Origin of the sequence: Nocardiopsis sp. B62 (assembly GCF_018070675.1) — a bacterium.
In the GTDB taxonomy this organism is placed as follows: Bacteria; Actinomycetota; Actinomycetes; order Streptosporangiales; family Streptosporangiaceae; genus Nocardiopsis; species Nocardiopsis prasina.
The window spans coordinates 1-20,259 of sequence record NZ_JAGPXK010000014.1 but is presented as its reverse complement, the minus strand read 5'-3'; the positions used below and the strand labels follow the sequence as shown (position 1 = coordinate 20,259).

The following is a 20,259-nucleotide window of genomic DNA, read 5'->3' as shown; positions in this document are numbered from 1 at the left end:
ATTCCTGTGCTTATGGGGGTTTTCGTGGGGTTTGCTGTGCGCGGTGTGTGGTGGCGCGGTTTCGTTGCGTCGGTGGCGTTGGTGCCTCTGGTCGGCTGTGGCGCCTCCGAGGGCGCGGGGGACGCGGGGCAGCCCGCGGAGTCCGCTTCGGTGACGGTGGACTTCGCGGCGGAGTTCGAGGCCCTGGAGCAGGAGTACGGGTCCACGTTGGGCGTGTACGCGCTGGACACGGGGTCGGGTGACGAGGTGGCGTTCCAGGAGGGCGAGCGCTTCGCGTTCGCCTCCACGTTCAAGGCACTGCTGGCCGGGGTGGTGTTGTCGGAGAACTCGCTGGAGGAGATGGAGCGGGTGGTGACCTTCGACGAGGAGGTGCTGGTCCCGCACTCACCGGTCGTGGAGGAGCACCTGGACTCGGGGATGTCGCTGCTGGAGCTGTGCGACGCGACGGTGCGGTTCAGCGACAACGCGGCGGCGAACCTGTTGTTGGACGAGATCGGCGGTCCGGCGGGGTTCACGGAGCGGCTGGGTGAGCTGACCGGCGACGACGTGACGGTGCTGGAGCGGTACGAGGTGGAGATGAGCTCGGCCGTCCCGGGCGAGGTGCGGGACACGAGCACTCCGGAGGCGATGGCGTCGAGCCTGGAGGCGTTCACGCTGGGGGACGTGTTGCCGGAGGACCGTCGCGAGGTGCTGGTGGACCTGTTGGTGCGGAACACGACGGGTGACGACCTGATCCGGGCGGGCGTGCCCGAGGGCTGGGTCGTCGGTGACAAAACCGGCAACGGCGGTTACGGGACGCGCAACGACATCGCGGTGCTGTGGCCCGAGGAGGGCGACCCGATCGTGCTTGCCGTGATGTCCAGCGTGGGCGTGGAGGACGCGGAGCACGACGACGCGCTGATCGCGGAGGCGACCGAGGTGGTCGTGGAGGCCCTGGGCTAGGAGTTTCGGCTGGTGGGGCGGGGGTTCTGGCCAGGTCGGGACAGACTGGCCAGAACCTCTGTAACTACCCGACCCATTCGACCCTAAATAGGCCTTTTGTCACTTTATGTAGCTACAAGCGGGCTGAACCGGTCACATCACGGCCACAACCTGAGCACAACCCGTGGGTTCGGTCGCCCGGGAGCCGCCGCGTCCCTGATCCTTGATGGCGGAAAGCCCGGTCGGATCGGGCACGCAGCGAGGGAGGGGCGACGGTTGTTGACCGCGGTGGCCGGGTTGATCGGCGCGCTGGTGATCGGGGCCTGGGTCGTGGTGGCCTGGGGCTCCCGGCGGCGGCAGCCGTGGTTGTGGACCCCGGTGGCCCTGTCCGCGGTCCTGCTCGTCGCCGTGGACCTGCCCGGCTGGTCGTTCCTGCCCCTGCTGGTCCTGGCCGCGGGTTCGTTCGCCGAGTTGGTGGTGGGCTCGCATGAGTCGCCGACGATCCGGACCAAGGACCCCGAGGCCCCGTTGAGCACCGAACGGTGGGCCGCCGCGGCGGCGGCCCCGTTCCGTGTGGCACTGGCCGAGCCCTGGGACGTGGTGGCGCGGCCGAGCCTGCGACGCCGGTACCGGCGGATGCTGGAGCGCCAGTGGTCGGTGGTGGACCGGGAGTCCCTGCTGACCGCGGTCGACACTCTGTTGGCCGGTCTGCACCAGGGACCGAGCCTGGACCTGGCGGTGGACCTGCGCGCGGGCACGGCCCGGTCCCGACTGCCACTGGACCAGGGCGGACTGGACACCGGCGAGACGGTGGAGCTGTCCCCGGACCAGGTGGCCCGCCTGCGGGCGGTCACGCGCGTGACCGAGGCCGACGAGACGGTGATCATCGGCGCCTACCAGTGGTGGAAGTCGGTGCACGTCATCCGGCTGGTGTGCGGCGGGGCGTCCCTGGACTGGCTGAGCCCGGTGGAGACGCAGACGCTGCTGCGGCGGGTGGCCTCCGACCTCCAGCGCCGTTACTCGTCGTGGGGCCAGCTGTCCACGGCCTTCCACGCCGGTTACCTGCTCTGGCCGGACAAGGGCGTGGACGGCGACCCGGTGGAGGTCGACCGGCCGGACGCCGACCGTGTGTGGGTGGCGCTGGGTCTGTTGGACGAGGACCCGAGGAGCCCCTGGAACCTGTTGCCCTGGGACATGCCGTTGGACCGGGTGACCTTCGAGGGCGGGGTCTCCTCCAACCAGGAGCAGTGACCCGGGAGCGCGAACCCGGAGAGCCGCGGTGGCGCTCCCGCGCGCTCCGGTGGGCGCCCCAGCCCCGTGTGGGGCCCGACCCCGGACATGACATCGGCCGCACCGGTCGGCCCGGAGAGGTCGGCGCGGCTCAGTACGCCTTCCTCCGGGCCGGACCTGATGCGGCCCGTCAGGTGGCGCCCGGTCGGGGCGCCCGTTCACGCGTCAGCTGGTTCAGCTGGTACCGAGGGCGACGGCGTCGCCGAGTCGGTGGACGCGCAGGGAGTTGGTGGAACCGGTGGTTCCGGGCGGGCTGCCGGCGACGATGACGACCTTGTCACCCTTGTGGTAGTCGCCGAGCTGAAGGAGCTCGTTCTCGACCTGGCGGACCATGTCGTCGGTGTTGTCGACCCACGGGACCTGGTTGCTCTCGGTGCCCCAGGTCAGGCAGAGCCTGCCCCGGGTCTCATCCTCGGTGGTGAAGGCCAGGAGCGGGATGGGTGAACGGTAGCGGGCCAGGCGCCGGGCGGTCTCACCGGACATGGTGAAGGCGACCAGGGCCTTGGCGCCGACGGTGGCGCCGATCTCGGCGGCGGCGCGGGCGATGGCCCCGCCGGTGGTCTCCGGCACCCGGTTGAGGATGTGCGAGGCGCGCAGGGACTCCTGCTCGGCGGCGCTGACGATGCGCGCCATGGTCTCGACGGTCTCGATGGGGTACTGGCCGACGCTGGTCTCGCCGGAGAGCATGACGGCGTCCGCACCGTCCAGGACGGCGTTGGCGACGTCGGAGGTCTCGGCCCGGGTGGGTCGGGGCGCGCTGATCATGGACTCGAGCATCTGCGTGGCGACGATGACCGGCTTGGCCTTGTCGCGGCAGCGTTCGACGGCGCGCTTTTGCACCATCGGAACGTTCTCCAGGGGCAGCTCGACACCGAGGTCGCCTCGGGCGACCATGACGCCGTCGAAGACCTCGATGATGTCCTGGAGGCGCTCGACCGCCTGGGGCTTCTCGATCTTGGCGATGAGGGGGACGGTGACGCCCTCCTCGTCCATGATGCGGTGGCACTCCTCGGCGTCCGCGGGGCTGCGGACGAAGGAGAGGGCGACCATGTCGACGCCCTGGGCGAGGGCCCAGCGCAGGTCGGCCTCGTCCTTGTCGGTGAGGGCGGGCACGCTGACGGCGACTCCGGGGAGGTTGAGTCCCTTGTGGTTGGAGACGGTGCCGCCGAAGATGACGCGCGTGTGGACCTCGGTGCTGGTGGTCTTGGTGCACTCCAGCACGACGCGGCCGTCGTCGATGAGGACGCGGTCGCCGGGGCGGACGTCGCCGGGGAGGCCCTTGTAGGTGGTGGAGACGCGCTGGCGGTCGCCGGGCACGTCCTCGATGGTGATGGTGAACTCGTCGTCGGCGGCGAGTTCGACGGGTCCGTCGGGGAAGGTTCCCACGCGGATCTTGGGTCCTTGGAGGTCCGCGAGGACCCCCACTGCTCGTTTGGCGTCCGCCGCGGCCTGCCTGAGATTGACGAGGCTGGCGCGGTGGTCGTCGTGGGTTCCGTGGCTGAGATTGAGACGGGCGACGTCGAGGCCCGCGTCGACGAGGCGCCGGAGGGTCTCCGGGCTCGATGTGGCGGGGCCAAGGGTCGCAACGATTTTTGCTCGACGTGTCACGACTATCACTTTAGAGCGTCTGGGGGATGGAGTGGTCTAAACCAGGTTGCGAATACACGTATCTGAGGTGGAGTTGGGGCGAACGTGGTGACCCTGCGTAAGGGGTGTTGGATGTGGGCGCGGCCGTGGGGCCGTGTTCGGTGTCTGGCGGAGGGGTTGTCGGTGTTCGATCGTTCTGTGGTGGAGCCCGCTCTGGGCGCTGAGGTCACGGCGCTGGAGGAGGTCCTGCTGGGCCTGTCGGAGTCCGAGGTGATGTTGCCAACACGATGCGCTCCGTGGGACGTGGCGGCGTTGTCGGTGCACACGGTGGGTTCGTTGAACCAGGTGTTGGTGGCTCTGGACCAGGGTCGGCCGGGCGTGTCGGAGGGGTCGGTCTCCGCGGCGGGGTACTACGTGCCGGAGGTGCGGTTCTCGCCGGAGGTGAACGCGGCGCGGGTGGCGGGCGCGGTGGAGCGGGCCTCGCGGCGTGAGGACGCGGCGGAGCCGGGCCGGGTGCTGCGCGGGACCTGGGACGCGTTGGCGGGGCGTCTTCCGGGTGAGCCGGTGGACCGGCGGATCGTGACGCGGCACGGGGACCCGATGCTGCTGACGGACTACCTGGTGACCCGGGTGGTGGAGCTGGTGCTGCACGGGTTGGACCTGGCGGACGCGCTCGGTCGGGAGCCGTGGACGTCGGGGGCCGCGCTGGACGTGGTCCGTGGGGTGCTGTTCGGGTCGGCGGACCCGGAGGAGCTGCGGCGGGTGCTGCCGCAGGAGGTGGGTCAGCGGGGGCCGTCGTTGGCGGCGGTGCGCGCGGTGACCGGGCGGTCGGGCTCCGAGGTGGACCGGGCGGTGCTGACGGCGGCCGGGGTGCGCCTGCTGGCTCTGGGCTGAGCGGGATCGCGTCGCCGTGGGCGGCGGTCCGCTCCGGCTGACCGCCGCCCCTGCCCTGTTCGCCCTCTCCCCCGGTTCGGCCGCTCGCCGAGCGTTGCGCTCAGCCTGCGCGGCGGGGTCGGGGCAGGTCGGGCTGCACGTGCCCGTAGGCCCGCAGGATGCGCAGCCGCTGGATGGTGCGCATGCCCTCGCGTTCGAGGGTGGCGACGGTGTCCCAGTCGTCCCAGCACGCGTCCCAGCCCCCGTCGGGGCGCTGCTGGTCCTCGAAGGCCTGGAGGTTGCGTTCGATCTCCTGGTCGGTGAAGAGCGGCCGGGCGATGTGGCCGGGGTCCGGGGCCAGGTCCAGCGGCGTGTGGACGTGCCCGGTGGCACGGGGGTGGACGTCGATGACGGCGCGGATCATGTGGGAGAGGTGGTTCATCGCGACGATGGCACGGGGGCGGTCCGGGACGTGCTGGAGGAAGGAGCAGATGCCGATGGCCTCGTGCGGGTTGGTCCACTTGAGCGAGTCGACGTGCTTCCAGCAGAAGGCCGTGGCGAGGTCGCGCCAGGGGTGGGTGATGTTGTTCTTGTGCAGGAGCCCGGTGATCATCGCGGTGATGTCGAGGCGACTGCCGAAGTCGTGGTTGTGGCGGTACCAGGGCGCGGATTCGGTGTAGCGGGCGCTGGGGAGCGAGGTCGGGAGCCCGCCGTCGTCGTTGCTGACGGTGGAGAGGTACCGGCAGACGCCGGCACCGATCTGGGCGGGGACAGGTCCGAGTTCGTCGAGGTAGCGCAGGGCGATCTCGGTGGCCACGGGCTGGCTGGCGTGGCCCCGCAGGTCGGGGTCGAGTCCGTTGCCGTAGCCGCCGTCGAGGTTGCGGTAGGCGGAGAGTGTGGCGCGGACCGGTTCGGCCGGTCCGCTCTGGAAGAGGTAGGCGAAGCGGTGCCGGTCGACGAGCCGGGCGCTGCGCATGGTGAAGTGTTCTGCTGCGCGGTACGAATCCCAGGTCACAACGGTCATGATTCGACGGTACGGCGGGGTCCGGGCAGGGAGAACAGCCTCGCCCTGATCCATTCGCGATCTTTACGCGGCGTTCTCGGGGCGCTTGCGTTGGCGGTGCAGGTAAAGCGCCCCGGCCCAGGACACGGCGACGCTCAGGGCCACCAGGAGCTGCGCCGTGAGGAGGTGCTCGGCGGGGTAGATGACACCGGTGAGGTAGTGCGCGATGAACCCCTCGGGCGGGAGCCCGGCCTGTCCGGCGTTCTGGCGGCCCCAGTCCTCCACGTGGGTGAGGGGGCACTGCCAGCCGATGACGGTGATGCCCAGGCCGTAGAGGGCGATGGCCAGGTGGGGCCAGAACAGGCGGGGCCAGCGCCAGGCCGGGAAGCCGCCCAGCGCGACGTAGGCGAGGAAGACCAGGTGCAGGACCATGGCCCCCTCACCGATGACGCGGTACACCATGGGTCGATGGTAGGGCGGGGCCGGGCGCGGGGACAGACCCCCGCGCCCGGGCGGTGGTCTCCTACACGAGCGGGCGCTCGGTGGGCGGGATGGCCACGGGCAGGACGGTGTCCCGGGTGAGGTGGCGGTCCACCCCGGCTGCGGCCGAGCGGCCCTCGGCGATGGCCCAGACGATGAGCGACTGGCCCCGGCCCATGTCCCCGGCGCAGAAGACGCCGTCGACGGTGGTCCGGTAGTCGGCGTCACGGACCACGTTGCCGCGGCCGTCGAGCTCGACGCCCAGCTGGTCGAGCAGGCCCTCCTTCTCGGGGCCGACGAAGCCCATGGCGAGGGTGACGAGGTCCGCGGGGATCTCGCGCTCGGTTCCCTCGACGGGCTCGAAGCCGTTGGGGCCGCGCTTGACCTCGACCAGCTTCAGGGCGCGGACGTTGCCCTCCTCGTCCCCGAGGAACTCCAGGGTGTTGACGGAGTAGATCCGCTTGCCGCCCTCCTCGTGTGCGCTGGTGACCTTGTACAGCATCGGCATGGTGGGCCAGGGCTGGTTGTCGGGGCGCGTGGTGGGGGGCTTGGGCATGATCTCCAGCTGGGTGACCGAGGCGGCCCCCTGCCGGTGCGCGGTGCCGACGCAGTCCGCGCCGGTGTCGCCGCCGCCGATGACGACGACGTGCTTGCCCTCGGCGTGGATGGGCGCCCGGTCGAGGTCGCCCTCCTGCACCCGGTTGGCCAGGGGCAGGTACTCCATGGCCTGGTGGATGCCGCTGAGTTCGCGGCCGGTGGCGGGCAGGTCGCGCCACTTGGTGGCGCCACCGGTGAGGACCACGGCGTCGTGGTCGGCCCTGAGCTGGTCGCCCGTGACGTCCACGCCGACGTTGACGCCAGTGCGGAAGGTGGTGCCCTCGGCGGTCATCTGGGCGAGGCGGCGGTCGATGTGCCGCTTCTCCATCTTGAACTCGGGGATGCCGTAGCGGAGCAGTCCGCCGACGCGGTCGGCGCGCTCGTAGAGCGTGACGTCGTGTCCGGCGCGGGTGAGCTGCTGCGCGGCGGCCAGTCCGGCGGGGCCGGAGCCGACGACGGCGACCTTGCGTCCGGTGCGGTGGGTGGGGGGCAGGGGCTTGACCCAGCCCTCCTCCCACGCCCGGTCGATGATGGAGACCTCGACGTTCTTGATGGTGACGGCGGGCTGGTTGATGCCGAGCACGCAGGCGGACTCACAGGGCGCGGGGCAGAGGCGCCCGGTGAACTCGGGGAAGTTGTTGGTGGCGTGCAGCCGTTCGATCGCCTCCGCCCAGTCGTGCGTGTACACGAGGTGGTTCCACTCGGGGATCAGGTTCCCGAGGGGGCATCCGTTGTGGCAGAAGGGGATGCCGCAGTCCATGCAGCGCGAGGCCTGCTTGGTGACGGTTCCTCGGTCGAAGTCCTCGTGGACCTCGCGCCAGTCCTGGATGCGGACGTCGACGGGGCGGTGCTTGGGGAGCTCGCGCTCGGTGATCTTCAGGAAACCCTTGGGGTCAGCCATGGTTCCTCCTCCTCTCGTGTGCTGACTTCAGGACTGCGCGGAGGCCATGACGGCCTCGTTGACGTCGCGACCCTCGCGTTCGGCCTCGGCCTGGGCGAGCAGGACGCGCTTGAAGTCGCGCGGCATGACCTTGGCGACGCGGTCGAGCCCCTTGCTGCCCTCGGCCAGGAGGCGTTCGGCGACGGTGGAGCCGGTCTCGTCGTGGTGGCGGGTGAGGACGCCGGTGAGGAACTCGCGGTCCTCGTCGGTGAGGTCCTCGACCTCGACCATCTCGGGGTTGACGCGTTGGGTGTCCAGGTCGAGGACGTAGGCGATACCGCCGGACATGCCCGCCGCGAAGTTGCGCCCGGTGCGGCCGAGGATGACGGCGCGCCCCCCGGTCATGTACTCGCAGCCGTGGTCCCCGATGCCCTCGACCACCGCGGTGGCGCCGGAGTTGCGGACGCAGAAGCGTTCGCCGACGACGCCCCGGAGAAGGATCTCCCCGGAGGTGGCGCCGTAGCCGATGACGTTTCCGGCGATGATGTGTTCCTCGGCGGCCAGGGTGGAGGCCTGCGCGGGGCGGACGATGACGCGGCCGCCGGACAGGCCCTTGCCGACGTAGTCGTTGGCGTCGCCGGACAGCCGCAGGGTGATGCCCTGGGGCACGAAGGCGCCGAAGGACTGTCCGGCGGATCCGGTGAAGGACACGTCGATGGTGTCGGCGGGCAGGCCGTCGGCACCGTAGCGCTTGGTGACCTCGTGCCCGAGCATGGTGCCCACGGTGCGGTTGACGTTGCGCACGGGCAGTTCGAGGCGGACCGGCTGGCCGAAGTCGAGCGCTCCCTCACTGAGCTGGATGAGGGTGTTGTCCAGGGCCTTCTCCAGGCCGTGGTCCTGGATGCGCCGGTGGGCGCGGTGGTCCCCGGCGATGGGCTCGACCTCGTGCAGGATCGGCGACAGGTCCAGGCCCTGGGCCTTCCAGTGGTCGACGGCCTCGACGGTGTCGAGCAGGTCGACGGAGCCGATGGCCTCGTCGAGGCTGCGGAAGCCGAGCTGGGCGAGGTACTCGCGCACCTCCTGGGCGATGAACTCGAAGAAGTTCACGACGTACTCGGCCTTGCCGGAGAACCGCTCGCGCAGGGCGGGGTTCTGGGTGGCCACGCCCACGGGGCAGGTGTCGAGGTGGCAGACGCGCATCATGACGCAGCCCGAGACGACGAGGGGCGCGGTGGCGAAACCGTACTCCTCGGCGCCGAGCAGGGCGGCGACGACGACGTCGCGGCCGGTCTTCATCTGGCCGTCGGCCTGGACGACGATGCGGTCGCGCAGTCCGTTGAGCAGCAGGGTCTGCTGGGTCTCGGCGAGGCCGAGCTCCCAGGGGGTGCCCGCGTGCTTGAGGGAGGTCAGCGGCGAGGCGCCGGTGCCTCCGTCGTGGCCGGAGATGAGGACGACGTCGGCGTGCGCCTTGGACACGCCGGTGGCGACGGTGCCCACACCGGCTTCGGAGACCAGCTTGACGTGGACCCGCGCGGACGGGTTCGCGTTCTTGAGGTCGTGGATCAGCTGGGCGAGGTCCTCGATGGAGTAGATGTCGTGGTGGGGCGGCGGCGAGATGAGGCCGACGCCGGGGGTGGAGTGGCGGGTGTTGGCCACCCACGGGTAGACCTTGTGGCCGGGCAGCTGGCCGCCCTCGCCGGGCTTGGCGCCCTGGGCCATCTTGATCTGGATGTCGTCGGCGTTGCTGAGGTAGTGCGAGGTGACGCCGAAGCGGCCGGAGGCGACCTGCTTGATGGCGCTGCGACGCAGGTCACCGTTGGCGTCCGGGGTGAAGCGGGCCGGGTCCTCGCCGCCCTCACCGGTGTTGGACTTGCCGCCGAGGCGGTTCATGGCGATGGCGAGGGTCTCGTGTGCCTCAGCGGAGATGGAGCCGTAGGACATGGCGCCGGTGGAGAAGCGCCTGACGATCTCCGAGACGGGCTCGACCTCGTCGATGGAGACGGGTTCGCGGACGCCCTCCTTGAGGCGGAACAGTCCCCGGAGCGTCATGAGCCGGGCGGACTGGTCGTCGACCCTGTTCGTGTACTCCTTGAAGATGTCGTACTTGCGGTCGCGGGTGGAGTGCTGGAGCCGGAAGACCGTCTCGGGGTCGAACAGGTGGGGCTCGCCCTCACGGCGCCACTGGTACTCGCCGCCGACCTCCAGGCGCCGGTGGGCGTTGGGGTTGGCGGCGTGGGCGCGGCGGTGGCGGAGCGCGACCTCCTCGGCGAGGATGTCGAAGCCGACGCCGCCCAGGCGGGAGGTGGTGCCGGTGAAGCAGCGGTCGATGACCTCCTGGCCCAGGCCGAGGGCCTCGAAGATCTGGGCGCCGGTGTAGGAGCTGACCGTTGACACGCCGATCTTGGACATGACCTTCAGGACGCCCTTGCCGAACGCCTTGACGGTGTTGCGGACGGCCGTGTCGGCTTCCACGCCGCCGAGGGTGCCGCGTTCGACCAGGTCGCGAACGGTCTCCAGGGCCAGGTACGGGTTGACCGCCGAGGCTCCGTAGCCGACGAGGAGGGCCACGTGGTGGCACTCGCGGACGTCGGCGGCCTCGACGAGGAGGCCGACCTCGGTGCGGGTCTTCTCGCGGACCAGGTGGTGGTGGACGGAGCCGGTGAGCAGCAGTGACGGGACGGGCGCGCGTTCGGCGTCGGCGCGGCGGTCGCTGAGCACGAGGATGTGGGCGCCGTCGGTGATCGCCCGGGAGACCTCGGTGTTGATCTCGTCCAGGCGGGCGGAGAGGGCCTCGCCGCCGCCGTCGACGGGGTAGGTGCCGTCGACGGTGAAGGTGCGCAGCGCGGGGTTGTCCCGCCCGGCGGCGACGATCGCGGCGAGCTGGGCCTGGTCGACGACCGGGGTCGGCAGGACCAGGCGCTGGGTGTCGCCCGGGGACGCCTGGAGGAGGTTGCCCTCGGCTCCGAGGAGGGTGGACAGGCTGGTGACCATCTCCTCACGGATGGCGTCCAGCGGCGGGTTGGTGACCTGCGCGAAGTTCTGCGAGAAGTAGTCGAAGAGCTGGCGCGAGCGCGCGGACAGGGCGGCCACCGGGGTGTCGGTGCCCATGGAGCCGATGGGTTCGGCGCCGGTGCGGGCCATCGGCGTGAGGATGATCCGCAGTTCCTCCTCGGTGTAGCCGAACACCTGCTGGGCGAGGTTGAGTTCGGTGACCGGGGTGGGTTCGGCGGCGGGGAGGTCGGCCAGGCGCAGGACGCCGGAGTCGATCCACTCCTGGTAGGGGTGTTCGGCGGCGAGCTCGGCCTTGATCTCCTCGTCCTCGATGATCCGCCCCTGGGCGGTGTCGACGACGAAGATGCGGCCGGGCTGGAGCCGTCCCTTGCGCACGACCGTGGCGGGGTCGATGTCGAGGACGCCGGCCTCGGACGCGAGGACGACGAGGCCGTCGTCGGTCACCCAGTAGCGCCCGGGGCGCAGTCCGTTGCGGTCCAGGACGGAGCCGACGACGGTGCCGTCGGTGAAGGACACCGAGGCGGGGCCGTCCCAGGGCTCCATGAGGGTGGAGTGGTACTCGTAGAAGGCCCGGACGGCCGGGTCCATCTCGGTGTGGTTCTCCCAGGGCTCCGGGATCATCATGAGGACCGCGTGCGGCAGCGAGCGCCCGCCCAGGTGGAGCAGCTCGAGGGCGTCGTCGAAGGACGCGGTGTCGGAGTCGTCGGGGTCGACGATCGGGAACACGCGGGACAGGTCGCCGGGGATGAGCTCGGTGGCGAGCTTGGCCTCACGGGACCGCATCATGTTGCGGTTGCCCTTGACCGTGTTGATCTCGCCGTTGTGGGCCACGTAGCGGAACGGGTGGGCGAGCGGCCAGGATGGGAAGGTGTTGGTGGAGAACCGGGAGTGGACCAGGGCCAGGCCGGAGGCGTAGCGGCGGTCGGACAGGTCCGGGAAGAACGGCTCCAGCTGCGGGGTGGTGAGCATGCCCTTGTAGGCGATGGTGCGCGGGGACAGGCTCGGGAAGTAGACGTCGGCCTCGTGCTCGGCGCGCTTGCGGACGCAGTAGGCGTGGCGTTCGAGGTCGATCCCGGTGAGGCCCTCGGTGGCGGTGCCGGGGGTGCCGGTGACGAAGAGCTGCCCGAAGTAGGGCATGGCCTCGCGGGCGGCGGGGCCGCTGTACTGGGGCTCGAAGGGGACCTCGCGCCAGCCCAGGAGGGTGAGGCCCTCGTCGGCGACGATGGTGTTGATGGTCCGCACGGCGGCGGCGCGCTCGGCGGCGTCGGAGGGCAGGAAGCCGATGCCGGTGGCGTACGCGCCCGCGGCGGGGAGCGGGAAGTCGCAGACCTCGGTGTAGAGCTCGTGCGGGATCTGCGTGAGGATGCCGGCGCCGTCGCCGTCGTCGGGGTCGGCTCCGGAGGCGCCCCGGTGGTCGAGGTTGCGCAGGACGGTGAGCGCCTTGCTGACGATGTCGTGGCTCTGACGACCGGTGAGGTCGGCCACGAAGCCCACTCCGCAGGCGTCGTGCTCGAAGGCGGGGTCGTACAGGCCCTGGGGGGTGGCGTCTGCGTTCGTTCGGACGGACGAACGCCGCACGTTTCCAGCGGGCATCTGCCCTCCAGTCGTCTCTCGTCGGCTTCGTGAAAAGCGCATCCGGGACGACGTTGGCCCTGCTGCGTGCGTGATTCTGTTGTTCCGCCCTGGGGCGGTCCCGACGGTGTGGGTCGCCCGTTCCGTGGCACCGTGTCGCGTACACGTCCTCGTGTCGCCGGTGCCGGTGGGCGGCCCGTGTCGGGCAGGTTCTCTTATACAGGCTGGTCGGGCCCCGATGCGAATCGGAGGTCTAGACCAGAAGGCGCCGCGGTGCGCCGTGGCCCGTGGTGTGCCCGCTCCCTGGGGAGTGGCGTGGGTCCCTCTCGGACCCGGGGTCCGATGAAGGCTGGCCTTGCGGGTTTTTCCACGAGGGAAACCCGCTAAACCTCCCAAAGGGGATGAAAGACCGATCGTTGGCCGGTTCTTCACCCATCGCGCGAGGGCGCTGAGCACTGCCTTCCCACGTTACCCCGGGGGTGGCGCCACTCCCAAGGGAGGGAGGAACGCGCCGGGGAGTGATATCCCCCTCATCCGGCGGGAACGGTCCCGTCTGAGGCACCGCCGGGGCGTCCGCGACGTGGGAGGATCACGGAATGGCAGGACACCCGACTTCCCCCGGCCCGGTCGAACCCGGAGCCGCCGACTCCCCCGAGGCCGCCCGCGTACCCGGCGCCCCGGAGACTCAGACACCCTCTCGGCCCGACGACCCCCCGCCCCTCCCCGAGGCGGTGGAGGACTTCCTGCGCGAGTACGGGCCCGACGCCACGCGCCCCCGGACGGTCCTGGCGCTGCTCTCCGACGGCCGTTGGTGGAGCGCCAACGAACTCGTACGCGCCAGTGGCGTGGCGCACGCCGTGGTGGCTTCCCTGTTCAGGGCCCTGGAGGCGGCTGGGGAACTGGAGCGCGAGCCCGCTGGCGAGCGGCACCGCCTGTCACGACCCGCCCCGTACAACAGTGCGACCGCGCCGTCGCTGGCCGACCCGGTGGCCCACCTGCTCCCCGCCCACGCCTGGGCCACCGCCGAGCTGGCGCGGGCGATCTCGGAGGGACCCGCCTCCGACCTGGACCTGGACCACGTGTCCGCGACCGCCGAGACCGCGCTGCGCCGCGCCCTGTTCCTGGCCACGCGGTTCGACCTCCGCCAGCGCACGCTCCTGTGCGTGGGCGATCACGACCTCACGTCCCTGGCACTGGCGCTGGTGCGTCCGGAGGCCCGGGTGCGGGTGGTCGACCTCGACGAGCGGGTGCTGGCCCACATCGACGCGGTGGCCGAGCGGCTGGGACTGCCGGTGCGCACCCACACCGCCGACCTGCGCCTGGGGTTGCCCTCGTCGCTGCGGGAGGGCGCCGACCTGGTCTTCACCGATCCGCCCTACACCCCCGACGGGGTGGACCTGTTCGTGCGACGCGGCGTGGAGGGTCTGACCGATCCCAGGCGCGGGCGGGTGCTCGTGGCCTACGGAGCCAGCGAGACCACGCCGAAGCTCGCGGCCGCCACCCAGGCGCGGATGGTGCGCTCGGGACTCCTCCTGGAGGCGGTGTGGCCGGACTTCAACCGCTATCTGGGGGCGGAGTCGATCGGTGCCGCCAGCGACCTGTACGTGCTGCGTCCCCTCGCGCGCACCCTGCCCTCCCCCGGCGGTGACGCCTCGCGGGTGTACAGCCAGGGGGTCAACGCCAAGGAGGCGCGCGGGGGTCTCGACGTGGAGCGGGCCGCCGCGGTGCTGGCGCGGATCGCGGAGCTGAGCGGGTCGGACACCGGCGGCCCCGCGCCCGCTCTCGTCGGTGACTGGCCGCGTGAGGTGTCGGGGGAGGTCCGGGTGCGTCTGTCCACCTGGATGGAATCCCCCACCGCCGTGGGGGCGCACGCCGTGGTCAACCTCACCGGTGGGTGGGAGCGGTTGGCGCCCCGCGTGGCGCTGGCCTCCACCGCCGACGACACCTTCGTCCTGGTGCCCTCGTCCTCGCGCTGGGTGCGTGACGAGGCGGGCCAGAAGGGGTTCCGTGCCCTGGTGGAGCCCGGGTGCCGGGTCCGGTTCCTGCGGGGGGTGGGCGCCGCCGACCTCACCGCGATCCGGTGCACCCGGAACCCGGAGTCGGGCGAGGGCGCCGACCAGGTGCTGGCGCACGTGCGGGCGCGGGCGCACGGGACGCTGACGGCGACCCTGCGTACGGGGCTCGTGGAGGCGGCGGCCCGGCTGGGGCGGCCGATCAACAAGCGCACGGCCCGGCACGCGGTGGCCTCGGCCCCCGAGTGGGTGGCGGGGCACGCCCTGCTGGACCTGCCCGAGCACCGGTTCGCGGAGCTGCGCGGGGTGGCCTCGGAACTCCTGGCCCGGGTCGAGGAGTCCGCCGCGACGGAGTCGCGGGCCGAGGGGGAGGACTGACCCGGATCGGTCCGTCTCCACGAACGCGGGCGGGGCCCGGTGGGAGGTCGTTCCCACCGGGCCCCGCCCGTGTGTTCCAGGGGTGAGGCCGCTACTCGCCGGGTACCGCGGGTGCCTCCACCGCGCCCTCCGCCGGGGGCGGGTCCTCGACCGTCTCCTGGCCGGCGCCCTCCCCCGTGCCGTCGCCCGCGCCGGGCACCTCCTCAGTACCGGTGCCCTCTTCCGTACCGGTGCCCTCCTCGGTACCGGCGGGCGCGTCGCCGCCGAGCTCACCGATCCTGCGGAAGAAGGGGTTGCGGAAGTTGGCCAGGGTCACCAGCGGTGTGACCAGGCTGACCCGCTCGTCGACCGACTCGGAGTCGGTGGGCTGGACCCACACCACGACCAGGTAGTGGCCGGTGATGATGGCGTCGGCCGCGCTGTAGCCGACGCCGAGGCGGTTGAGGGGGTCCTCACCGGAGGGGGAGAGCACGAAACCGGGGTCGGCTGGCTCCTCGCCCTCCTCGGCCTCGGGCAGTTCCATGGCCTCGGCCACGGCACGGCTGCCCTCGATGTCCGCGAGGTTGAACACCGCGACCACACCGAAGACGTCGTCCTCGGACAGGTAGGTGGCGCGGCCCGCCTGCGTGCAGTCGGCGTCGGCCAGGGCCTGCTCCACCTGCTCGCCCCAGACCGCCGCGGAGCAGTCCTCGGTCAGATCGGAGTCGCGCAGGGTGAAGCCCAGGCTCTGCCCGGAGATCTCGGAGTTGTGGCGCTCGAAGAGCTCGCCCTCGTTGAGCGGCCGGGTGTCCTGCTCCCGGGAGGACAGCACCGCGTTCATGTTGCTGTCCTGGGAGTCCTGGACCTTGTACAGGGCGGGTCGGGTCTCCTGGGCGGCCTGTTCCTCGCCGTCGTCACCGGAGAACTGGAAGAACAGCACCGTGCCCAGGGCGATGAGCGCGACGACGAGGGCGCCGACCAGGAGGGTCAGCATCCCGCCGAGGCGGCGGGGCTCCTTCTTGCGTCGGCCGCCGCTCTTGCGGCGCCCGCCCTCGCGGTTCTCGGACCGGCTCTGGTCCTCCTGGGCGGGGGGTTCGGCTGGCTCGCTGTTTTTCCTCCGGCGGCCCGGCCTGCCAGGCGTCGACGGTTCAGAAGGGGACACCCAAAGGACCTTTCCGTGGATGCGGGCCGGTCACGTGAGGTGACCGGCCCGGTTGCGCTCGGGAACGGCGGGGGGACGCCTCCCGCCTGGTGTCGACCCCGGGGCCGTGTTCCCATAAATCGGTGGAACACACCCCGGCGGGCGGATCGATCTGTCCGAGATCCTATCGGGGCGCCCGACGGGGCCGGACAGATCCGCTCCTACTCTCCCTCTTCCTCTTCCTCGGGCTTGTGCGCGACGACCTCGTCGTAGACGAACCCGAAGGCGCTCTGCGAGACCACGCTCGCGGTGGCCAGACCGGAGTCGTCCCCCGGCAGGGAGCCGTCGGTGCGCGCGACCCAGTAGACGGCCAGGTAGTGACCCATGACCTGGGTGGTGGCCTGGCTGTAGCCCTCCTGGAGTCCCTCGACGCCGTCGAGTTCACGGGACAGCAGGAAGCCCGCCCCGGTCTCCGCGTTGGTCGGGTCCATGGCGGCGGCCACCTCGGTGGCGCCCGCGCTGTCGGAGAGGTCGAACAGGGTCACCTGGGCGACGTAGTCATCGTCGGAGTCGGTGTACACACCGGAGGCCGCGTTGAGGCAGTTGGCGTCCAGGAGGCTCTGGCCGAGCTGTTCGCCCCACACCAGTGAGGTGCAGGAGTCGGTGACCTCGGACTCCTGGAGTTCCAGCTTCATCCCGGCCATGTCGAGTTCCTCGACGGGCCCGAAGACGGACTCGTCGGTCATGGGCTCGACGTCGTCGGGACGGTTCTCGATGGAACCGAACACCTCGGGCCGGTCGGGCTCGGACAGGTACAGCTCCGGAGTGATGGTGCTGTGCCCCTCCGGCGGCGCGACGATTGTCTCCTCACCCCGGTCGGTGTTGCCGCCGGTCCCGGTGACGAGCTGGTAGGTCAGCAGTCCCAGAAGGGCGACCAGGGCGATACTGAAGGCGCCCAGGAGCACTCCGAGCACGGCGGTGCCGCGCTTGCGCTTGCTCTGTTCGGCAAGGGTGTAGACGATCTGGTTGGGCCTGTCGCCCAGGACCGACACCTTCTTGATCGCGGACGCGGAGAAGGCGGAGACGAGTCCCACGCCCTTCTTGTCCTTGCGTCGGCCCTTGCGGCCCTCGGCACGAGTGGCCCCGTGTTCCGGGTCCTCCTCGTCCTCGTACCCGGTGTCGGGGTCGTCGTAGTCGTCGTACTCGGCGTCCGGGCGGGCCTGGGTGTGGCCGTACTCCTCGGAGAAGTCCTCCTCCGGGTCGTACTGCTCCTCGTACCCGTCCTCGGGGCCGTGTACCTCGACGTGCTCTTCGGTGTGGGCGCTGTCGGCACGGCGGGATCCGCCGCGCCGACGTCTGCGTCCGTGACCGGACTCGGCTCTGCTCACGGTCTTTCTCAATCGTCAACCCGTGGTCTGCTCGACTGTTGCGGGCTTCGTCGTACGGCGCGCACGGCCACGGGCCGGTGCGCCGGTTTTCGGAATGTCCCGCTCTACTCGGGCTTCGACCCGGAGTTGCCTTCCGCGCCGTCGGCGCCGTCCTCCGCCGAGCCCTCGCTACTAGATCGCTCAGGGCTCGGGTGGTATTCCGTCCCGGCTCCCTCGGAACCACCAGTGGCCTGGTCGAACACCGAGTCGTCGCTGTCGACGGCGCTGTAGACGGTGCCTTCGTCGGCCTTCTCGCCGGCGGATGTGTCGCCGAACACCTGGGTCCCGGCGTCCTGCCCGTGGGGGACGACCGCGGTGGAGAAGGAGTCGAGGCGGCGACCGGCCCAGACGAAGTAGGCCAGGGCTCCGAGGAGGACCGCGATGGAGGTCCAGTTGTTCAGGCGCATGCCGAAGAAGTCGTTGGCAGGGTCGACGCGCAGGTACTCGATCCAGAAGCGGCCGACGCAGTAGCCCATGACGTAGACGGCGAAGAGGCGTCCGCCCTGGAGAGTGCTCTCGAAGCGGCGGCCGAGGTAGGCCAGCAGGACCGCCAGGACCAGGCACCACAGGGACTCGTAGAGGAAGGTCGGGTGGTAGGTGGTGACTCCCACCTCCATGCCCGCCCGCATGTGGCCCTCGGGGGTGGGGTAGATCTCAAGCGCCCAGGGCAGGTCGGTGGGGCGCCCGAAGAGCTCCTGGTTGAAGTAGTTGCCCCAGCGGCCGATGGCCTGGGCCAGCGGGATGGTGGGTGCGATCGCGAAGGAGAGCTTGGACATGGACAGCCCGCGCTTGCGGGCGACCAGCCACACACCCACGGCGCCCAGCGGGATGGCGCCCCAGATGCCCAGTCCGCCCTCCCACACGTAGAGGGCCCGGATGGCCTCGCGGTCCGGCCCGAAGTACAGGTGGGCGTCACTGATGACGTGGTAGAGGCGTCCGCCGACCAGACCCAGGATCACGGCCCACACGGCCATGTCCATGATGGTGCCGGGCTCACCGCCCATCGCCTTCCAGCGGCGCTCGCTCCAGTAGACCGCGACGATGACCCCGGCGAGGATGCACAGGGCGTAGAAGTGGATCTGGAACGGCCCGATGGGGATCGAGTTGATCTCAGGGCTGGGAATGGCCGCGAGGGCGCGGCCGAACTCGGCCGCGCCCTCGGAAGCTGTCGACGACAATGTCACTGCTCTGCTCTCGGGTTCGCCCCGCGTGCGGGGGTGGTGATCAGGGGTTCTCCTCCGCGTCACCCCCGCCGTCGGAGTCCATCGGCTCGGTGCTGACCTCGCCGTCGCCCGCCTCGGCGATGGCGTCGGACAGGCCCCTGGCGGACATGGCGGTGTTGCCGTCGAGCAACTCGCCGTTGATGTAGACGGAAGGCGTGGCGCGGAACTCGTTGGCTCCGCTGTAGCGAGTGTAGGCCTTCCCTGTGGCGTCGATGATCTCGCCCGTGTAGGTGCCTTCCAGGAAGGCGGGGTCGTGTCCGTTGCTGGCTCCCCAGCTGATGAGGTCGGACAGGACCATGGTTCCGATGTTCTCCTCGCCGATCTGCTCGGTGGCGTCGGCTGTGAGGGCCGGCAGGTACTCCTCGGTGAACTCCTTGACGATCTCCGCTTCGCCGTCTACGCGGTCGTCGAAGGCCTGCCCGTCCTCGTCGGAGGGCTCGGTGTCGCGGAACCACTGCTTGAGCTCGTCGACGGTGAAGCCGTCCTTGCCCTCGGTGGGCTGGTTCTCGAAGAGGGTGTCGTTGTACTCGACGAAGACGCCGTAGTCGGCGGCTGCGCGGGCCGCGGAACCGGCTCGCAGTGAGTTCGAGCTGATGGGCACGGGCTGCTGGGCGAAGATGCTGACCGGCCGGTAGTGGACGATCGCCGTGCCCGCGGCGGCCTGTTCCTTGAGGACGTCGCCGCCGAAGTGCTCGAACTGGCGGCAGGCGGGGCACTGGTAGTCGGCGTAGACCTCGACGACGGGGGCGGAGGCGTCCGGCTCGGCCATGACGACACTGCCGTCGTCCTGGAGGGTCTGGGCGGCCAGCGGGCCCTCGTAGCCGTCGCTGCTGCCGGAGGTGAGGACGGCGTAGCCGATCCCGACGACGAGCAGGACCACGGCCGCGGCGGCGCCGACGACGATGAGGGTCCGGTTGCGTTTGGCGGCCCGCTTCTCCTTCTCCCGCTGTTCCCTGAGCTTTTCGCGGGAGCGCTTGCGCGCTTCACTCCCCATGGTGTTCCTCTGTTTCTGGCTCTCTGGAGGTGGTCGACCGTCGCGTCGGGGGTGCCGGGGCACCGTGTTCCGGGACTAGCGGAAGAGCCCGAGGGCGCGGTCGAGGGCGAAGGGGGACCTGGGCCAGAGCGCGATGAAGGCGCCCATGGCCCCGAAGGCGATGTCCCGTGCGATGGAGAGCCCGTAGGTGGTCTCGCCGGGGTCGACCTGTCCGCCGCCGCCGAAGCAGCCGCAGTCGATGTTGAGGCCCCGGGCCATGGCGGAGAGGATTCCCGCGATGAAGACGATCATCAGCAGGGCGCCGACGGCTCCGACCTGCCGGGTGGCCAGGCCCACGAGGAGGAGCAGTGCGAGGGCGAGCTCGAACAGCGGGAGGACGTGGCCGATGAACTGGGCGATCTCGGTGGGGAAGAGGTCGTAGGCCTCGACCGCCTGCACGGAGAGGGCGGGCGGGAACTTGGTGACGGCCGCGGTGATGAGGACGGCGGCGAGTCCGACCCGGCAGGCGAGGGTGAGCCAGGGTTGGACGGTCTCCCAGCGGCCGGTGGGCCGGGAGGTGGGGGTGTCGTCGTGGGTTTCCGTCATCTGCGAGGCCTTCGGGAGTGGGGGTCGGTCGTTCGCGCTCATGCCATTGGGTGCGCGCCTGGTCGCTCTTCGTGTTGAAACAAAGCCTACTGTGTGTAGTGACTTTGTGGCACAGGGCGTCGGAACCGGAGAGCACGGCGGGCGGCCACGCGTCCGGGACACCGCCATCACACCACCCGGAGCCCGAAGGGGTGGCCGGTTCACGGGGATCCGAGGGCGCCTCTCACCCGATTCTCACCCTCTTAACCCTGGGCTTGACCTGCCCGGGACGGCTGGGGTGCGGACACGAGAGCGGTGGGGGGCGC

General features: G+C 70.9%; 14 protein-coding genes. 4 read left to right on the top strand and 10 right to left on the bottom strand.

Translation table 11 applies throughout. The features are described from left to right. Positions 1-12 precede the first annotated feature (12 nt). On the top strand, positions 13-942 hold the full coding sequence (bla, locus tag KBX21_RS16210; RefSeq protein WP_049578038.1) for a class A beta-lactamase: 930 nt from the start codon (positions 13-15) through the stop codon (positions 940-942). 255 nt (positions 943-1,197) lie between these two features. Next, positions 1,198-2,172 (top strand): DUF1266 domain-containing protein, encoded by a 975-nt coding sequence (locus KBX21_RS16205; RefSeq protein ID WP_210842411.1) that lies wholly within the window; start codon positions 1,198-1,200, stop codon positions 2,170-2,172. 213 nt (positions 2,173-2,385) lie between these two features. On the opposite strand, the gene pyk is transcribed toward KBX21_RS16205, so the two are convergent. Then, a complete protein-coding gene (gene pyk / locus KBX21_RS16200) occupies positions 2,386-3,819 on the bottom strand; it encodes a pyruvate kinase (RefSeq protein ID WP_210842410.1) in 1,434 nt (477 codons plus the stop codon). Between the two features lie 162 nt (positions 3,820-3,981). Between pyk and KBX21_RS16195 the strand changes: the two genes are divergently transcribed. Continuing rightward, positions 3,982-4,692: a maleylpyruvate isomerase family mycothiol-dependent enzyme gene (locus tag KBX21_RS16195; RefSeq protein ID WP_049578031.1), complete on the top strand. Its 711-nt coding sequence runs from the start codon at positions 3,982-3,984 to the stop codon at positions 4,690-4,692. Between the two features lie 100 nt (positions 4,693-4,792). Here the strand turns inward: KBX21_RS16195 and KBX21_RS16190 are convergent, their stop codons facing one another. The 4 genes from KBX21_RS16190 to gltB form a co-directional block, all read right to left on the bottom strand. Further along, complete coding sequence (locus tag KBX21_RS16190; RefSeq protein ID WP_210842485.1) at positions 4,793-5,686, bottom strand: prenyltransferase; 894 nt, start codon at positions 5,684-5,686, stop codon at positions 4,793-4,795. 72 nt (positions 5,687-5,758) lie between these two features. Next, positions 5,759-6,136 carry a DUF2784 domain-containing protein gene (locus KBX21_RS16185; RefSeq protein WP_049578026.1) on the bottom strand — a complete coding sequence of 126 codons (378 nt, stop codon included), beginning with the start codon at positions 6,134-6,136 and terminating at the stop codon, positions 5,759-5,761. A gap of 61 nt (positions 6,137-6,197) precedes the next feature. After that, positions 6,198-7,652 (bottom strand): glutamate synthase subunit beta, encoded by a 1,455-nt coding sequence (locus KBX21_RS16180; protein ID WP_210842409.1) that lies wholly within the window; start codon positions 7,650-7,652, stop codon positions 6,198-6,200. Between the two features lie 27 nt (positions 7,653-7,679). Then, positions 7,680-12,236, bottom strand: a complete 4,557-nt coding sequence (gene gltB / locus KBX21_RS16175) for a glutamate synthase large subunit (RefSeq protein ID WP_049578021.1) — start codon at positions 12,234-12,236, stop codon at positions 7,680-7,682. Between the two features lie 575 nt (positions 12,237-12,811). Between gltB and KBX21_RS16170 the strand changes: the two genes are divergently transcribed. Beyond that, on the top strand, positions 12,812-14,605 hold the full coding sequence (locus KBX21_RS16170) for a bis-aminopropyl spermidine synthase family protein (RefSeq protein WP_210842408.1): 1,794 nt from the start codon (positions 12,812-12,814) through the stop codon (positions 14,603-14,605). A 91-nt stretch (positions 14,606-14,696) separates the two neighbouring features. On the opposite strand, the gene KBX21_RS16165 is transcribed toward KBX21_RS16170, so the two are convergent. The 5 genes from KBX21_RS16165 to KBX21_RS16145 form a co-directional block, all read right to left on the bottom strand. Next, positions 14,697-15,578 carry a hypothetical protein gene (locus tag KBX21_RS16165; RefSeq protein ID WP_210842484.1) on the bottom strand — a complete coding sequence of 294 codons (882 nt, stop codon included), beginning with the start codon at positions 15,576-15,578 and terminating at the stop codon, positions 14,697-14,699. 368 nt (positions 15,579-15,946) lie between these two features. Then, positions 15,947-17,113, bottom strand: coding sequence for a hypothetical protein (locus tag KBX21_RS16160; protein ID WP_210842407.1), 1,167 nt, complete (start codon positions 17,111-17,113; stop codon positions 15,947-15,949). Positions 17,114-17,217: 104 nt separating this feature from the next. After that, positions 17,218-18,330: a prolipoprotein diacylglyceryl transferase gene (gene lgt, locus KBX21_RS16155; protein WP_049578006.1), complete on the bottom strand. Its 1,113-nt coding sequence runs from the start codon at positions 18,328-18,330 to the stop codon at positions 17,218-17,220. A 46-nt stretch (positions 18,331-18,376) separates the two neighbouring features. Further along, the gene (locus KBX21_RS16150; RefSeq protein WP_210842406.1) at positions 18,377-19,369 is read right to left on the bottom strand and encodes a thioredoxin domain-containing protein; all 993 of its coding nucleotides are present in this window, start codon (positions 19,367-19,369) and stop codon (positions 18,377-18,379) included. 75 nt (positions 19,370-19,444) lie between these two features. After that, on the bottom strand, positions 19,445-19,954 hold the full coding sequence (locus KBX21_RS16145) for a MauE/DoxX family redox-associated membrane protein (protein WP_049578043.1): 510 nt from the start codon (positions 19,952-19,954) through the stop codon (positions 19,445-19,447). Positions 19,955-20,259: the final 305 nt, after the last annotated feature.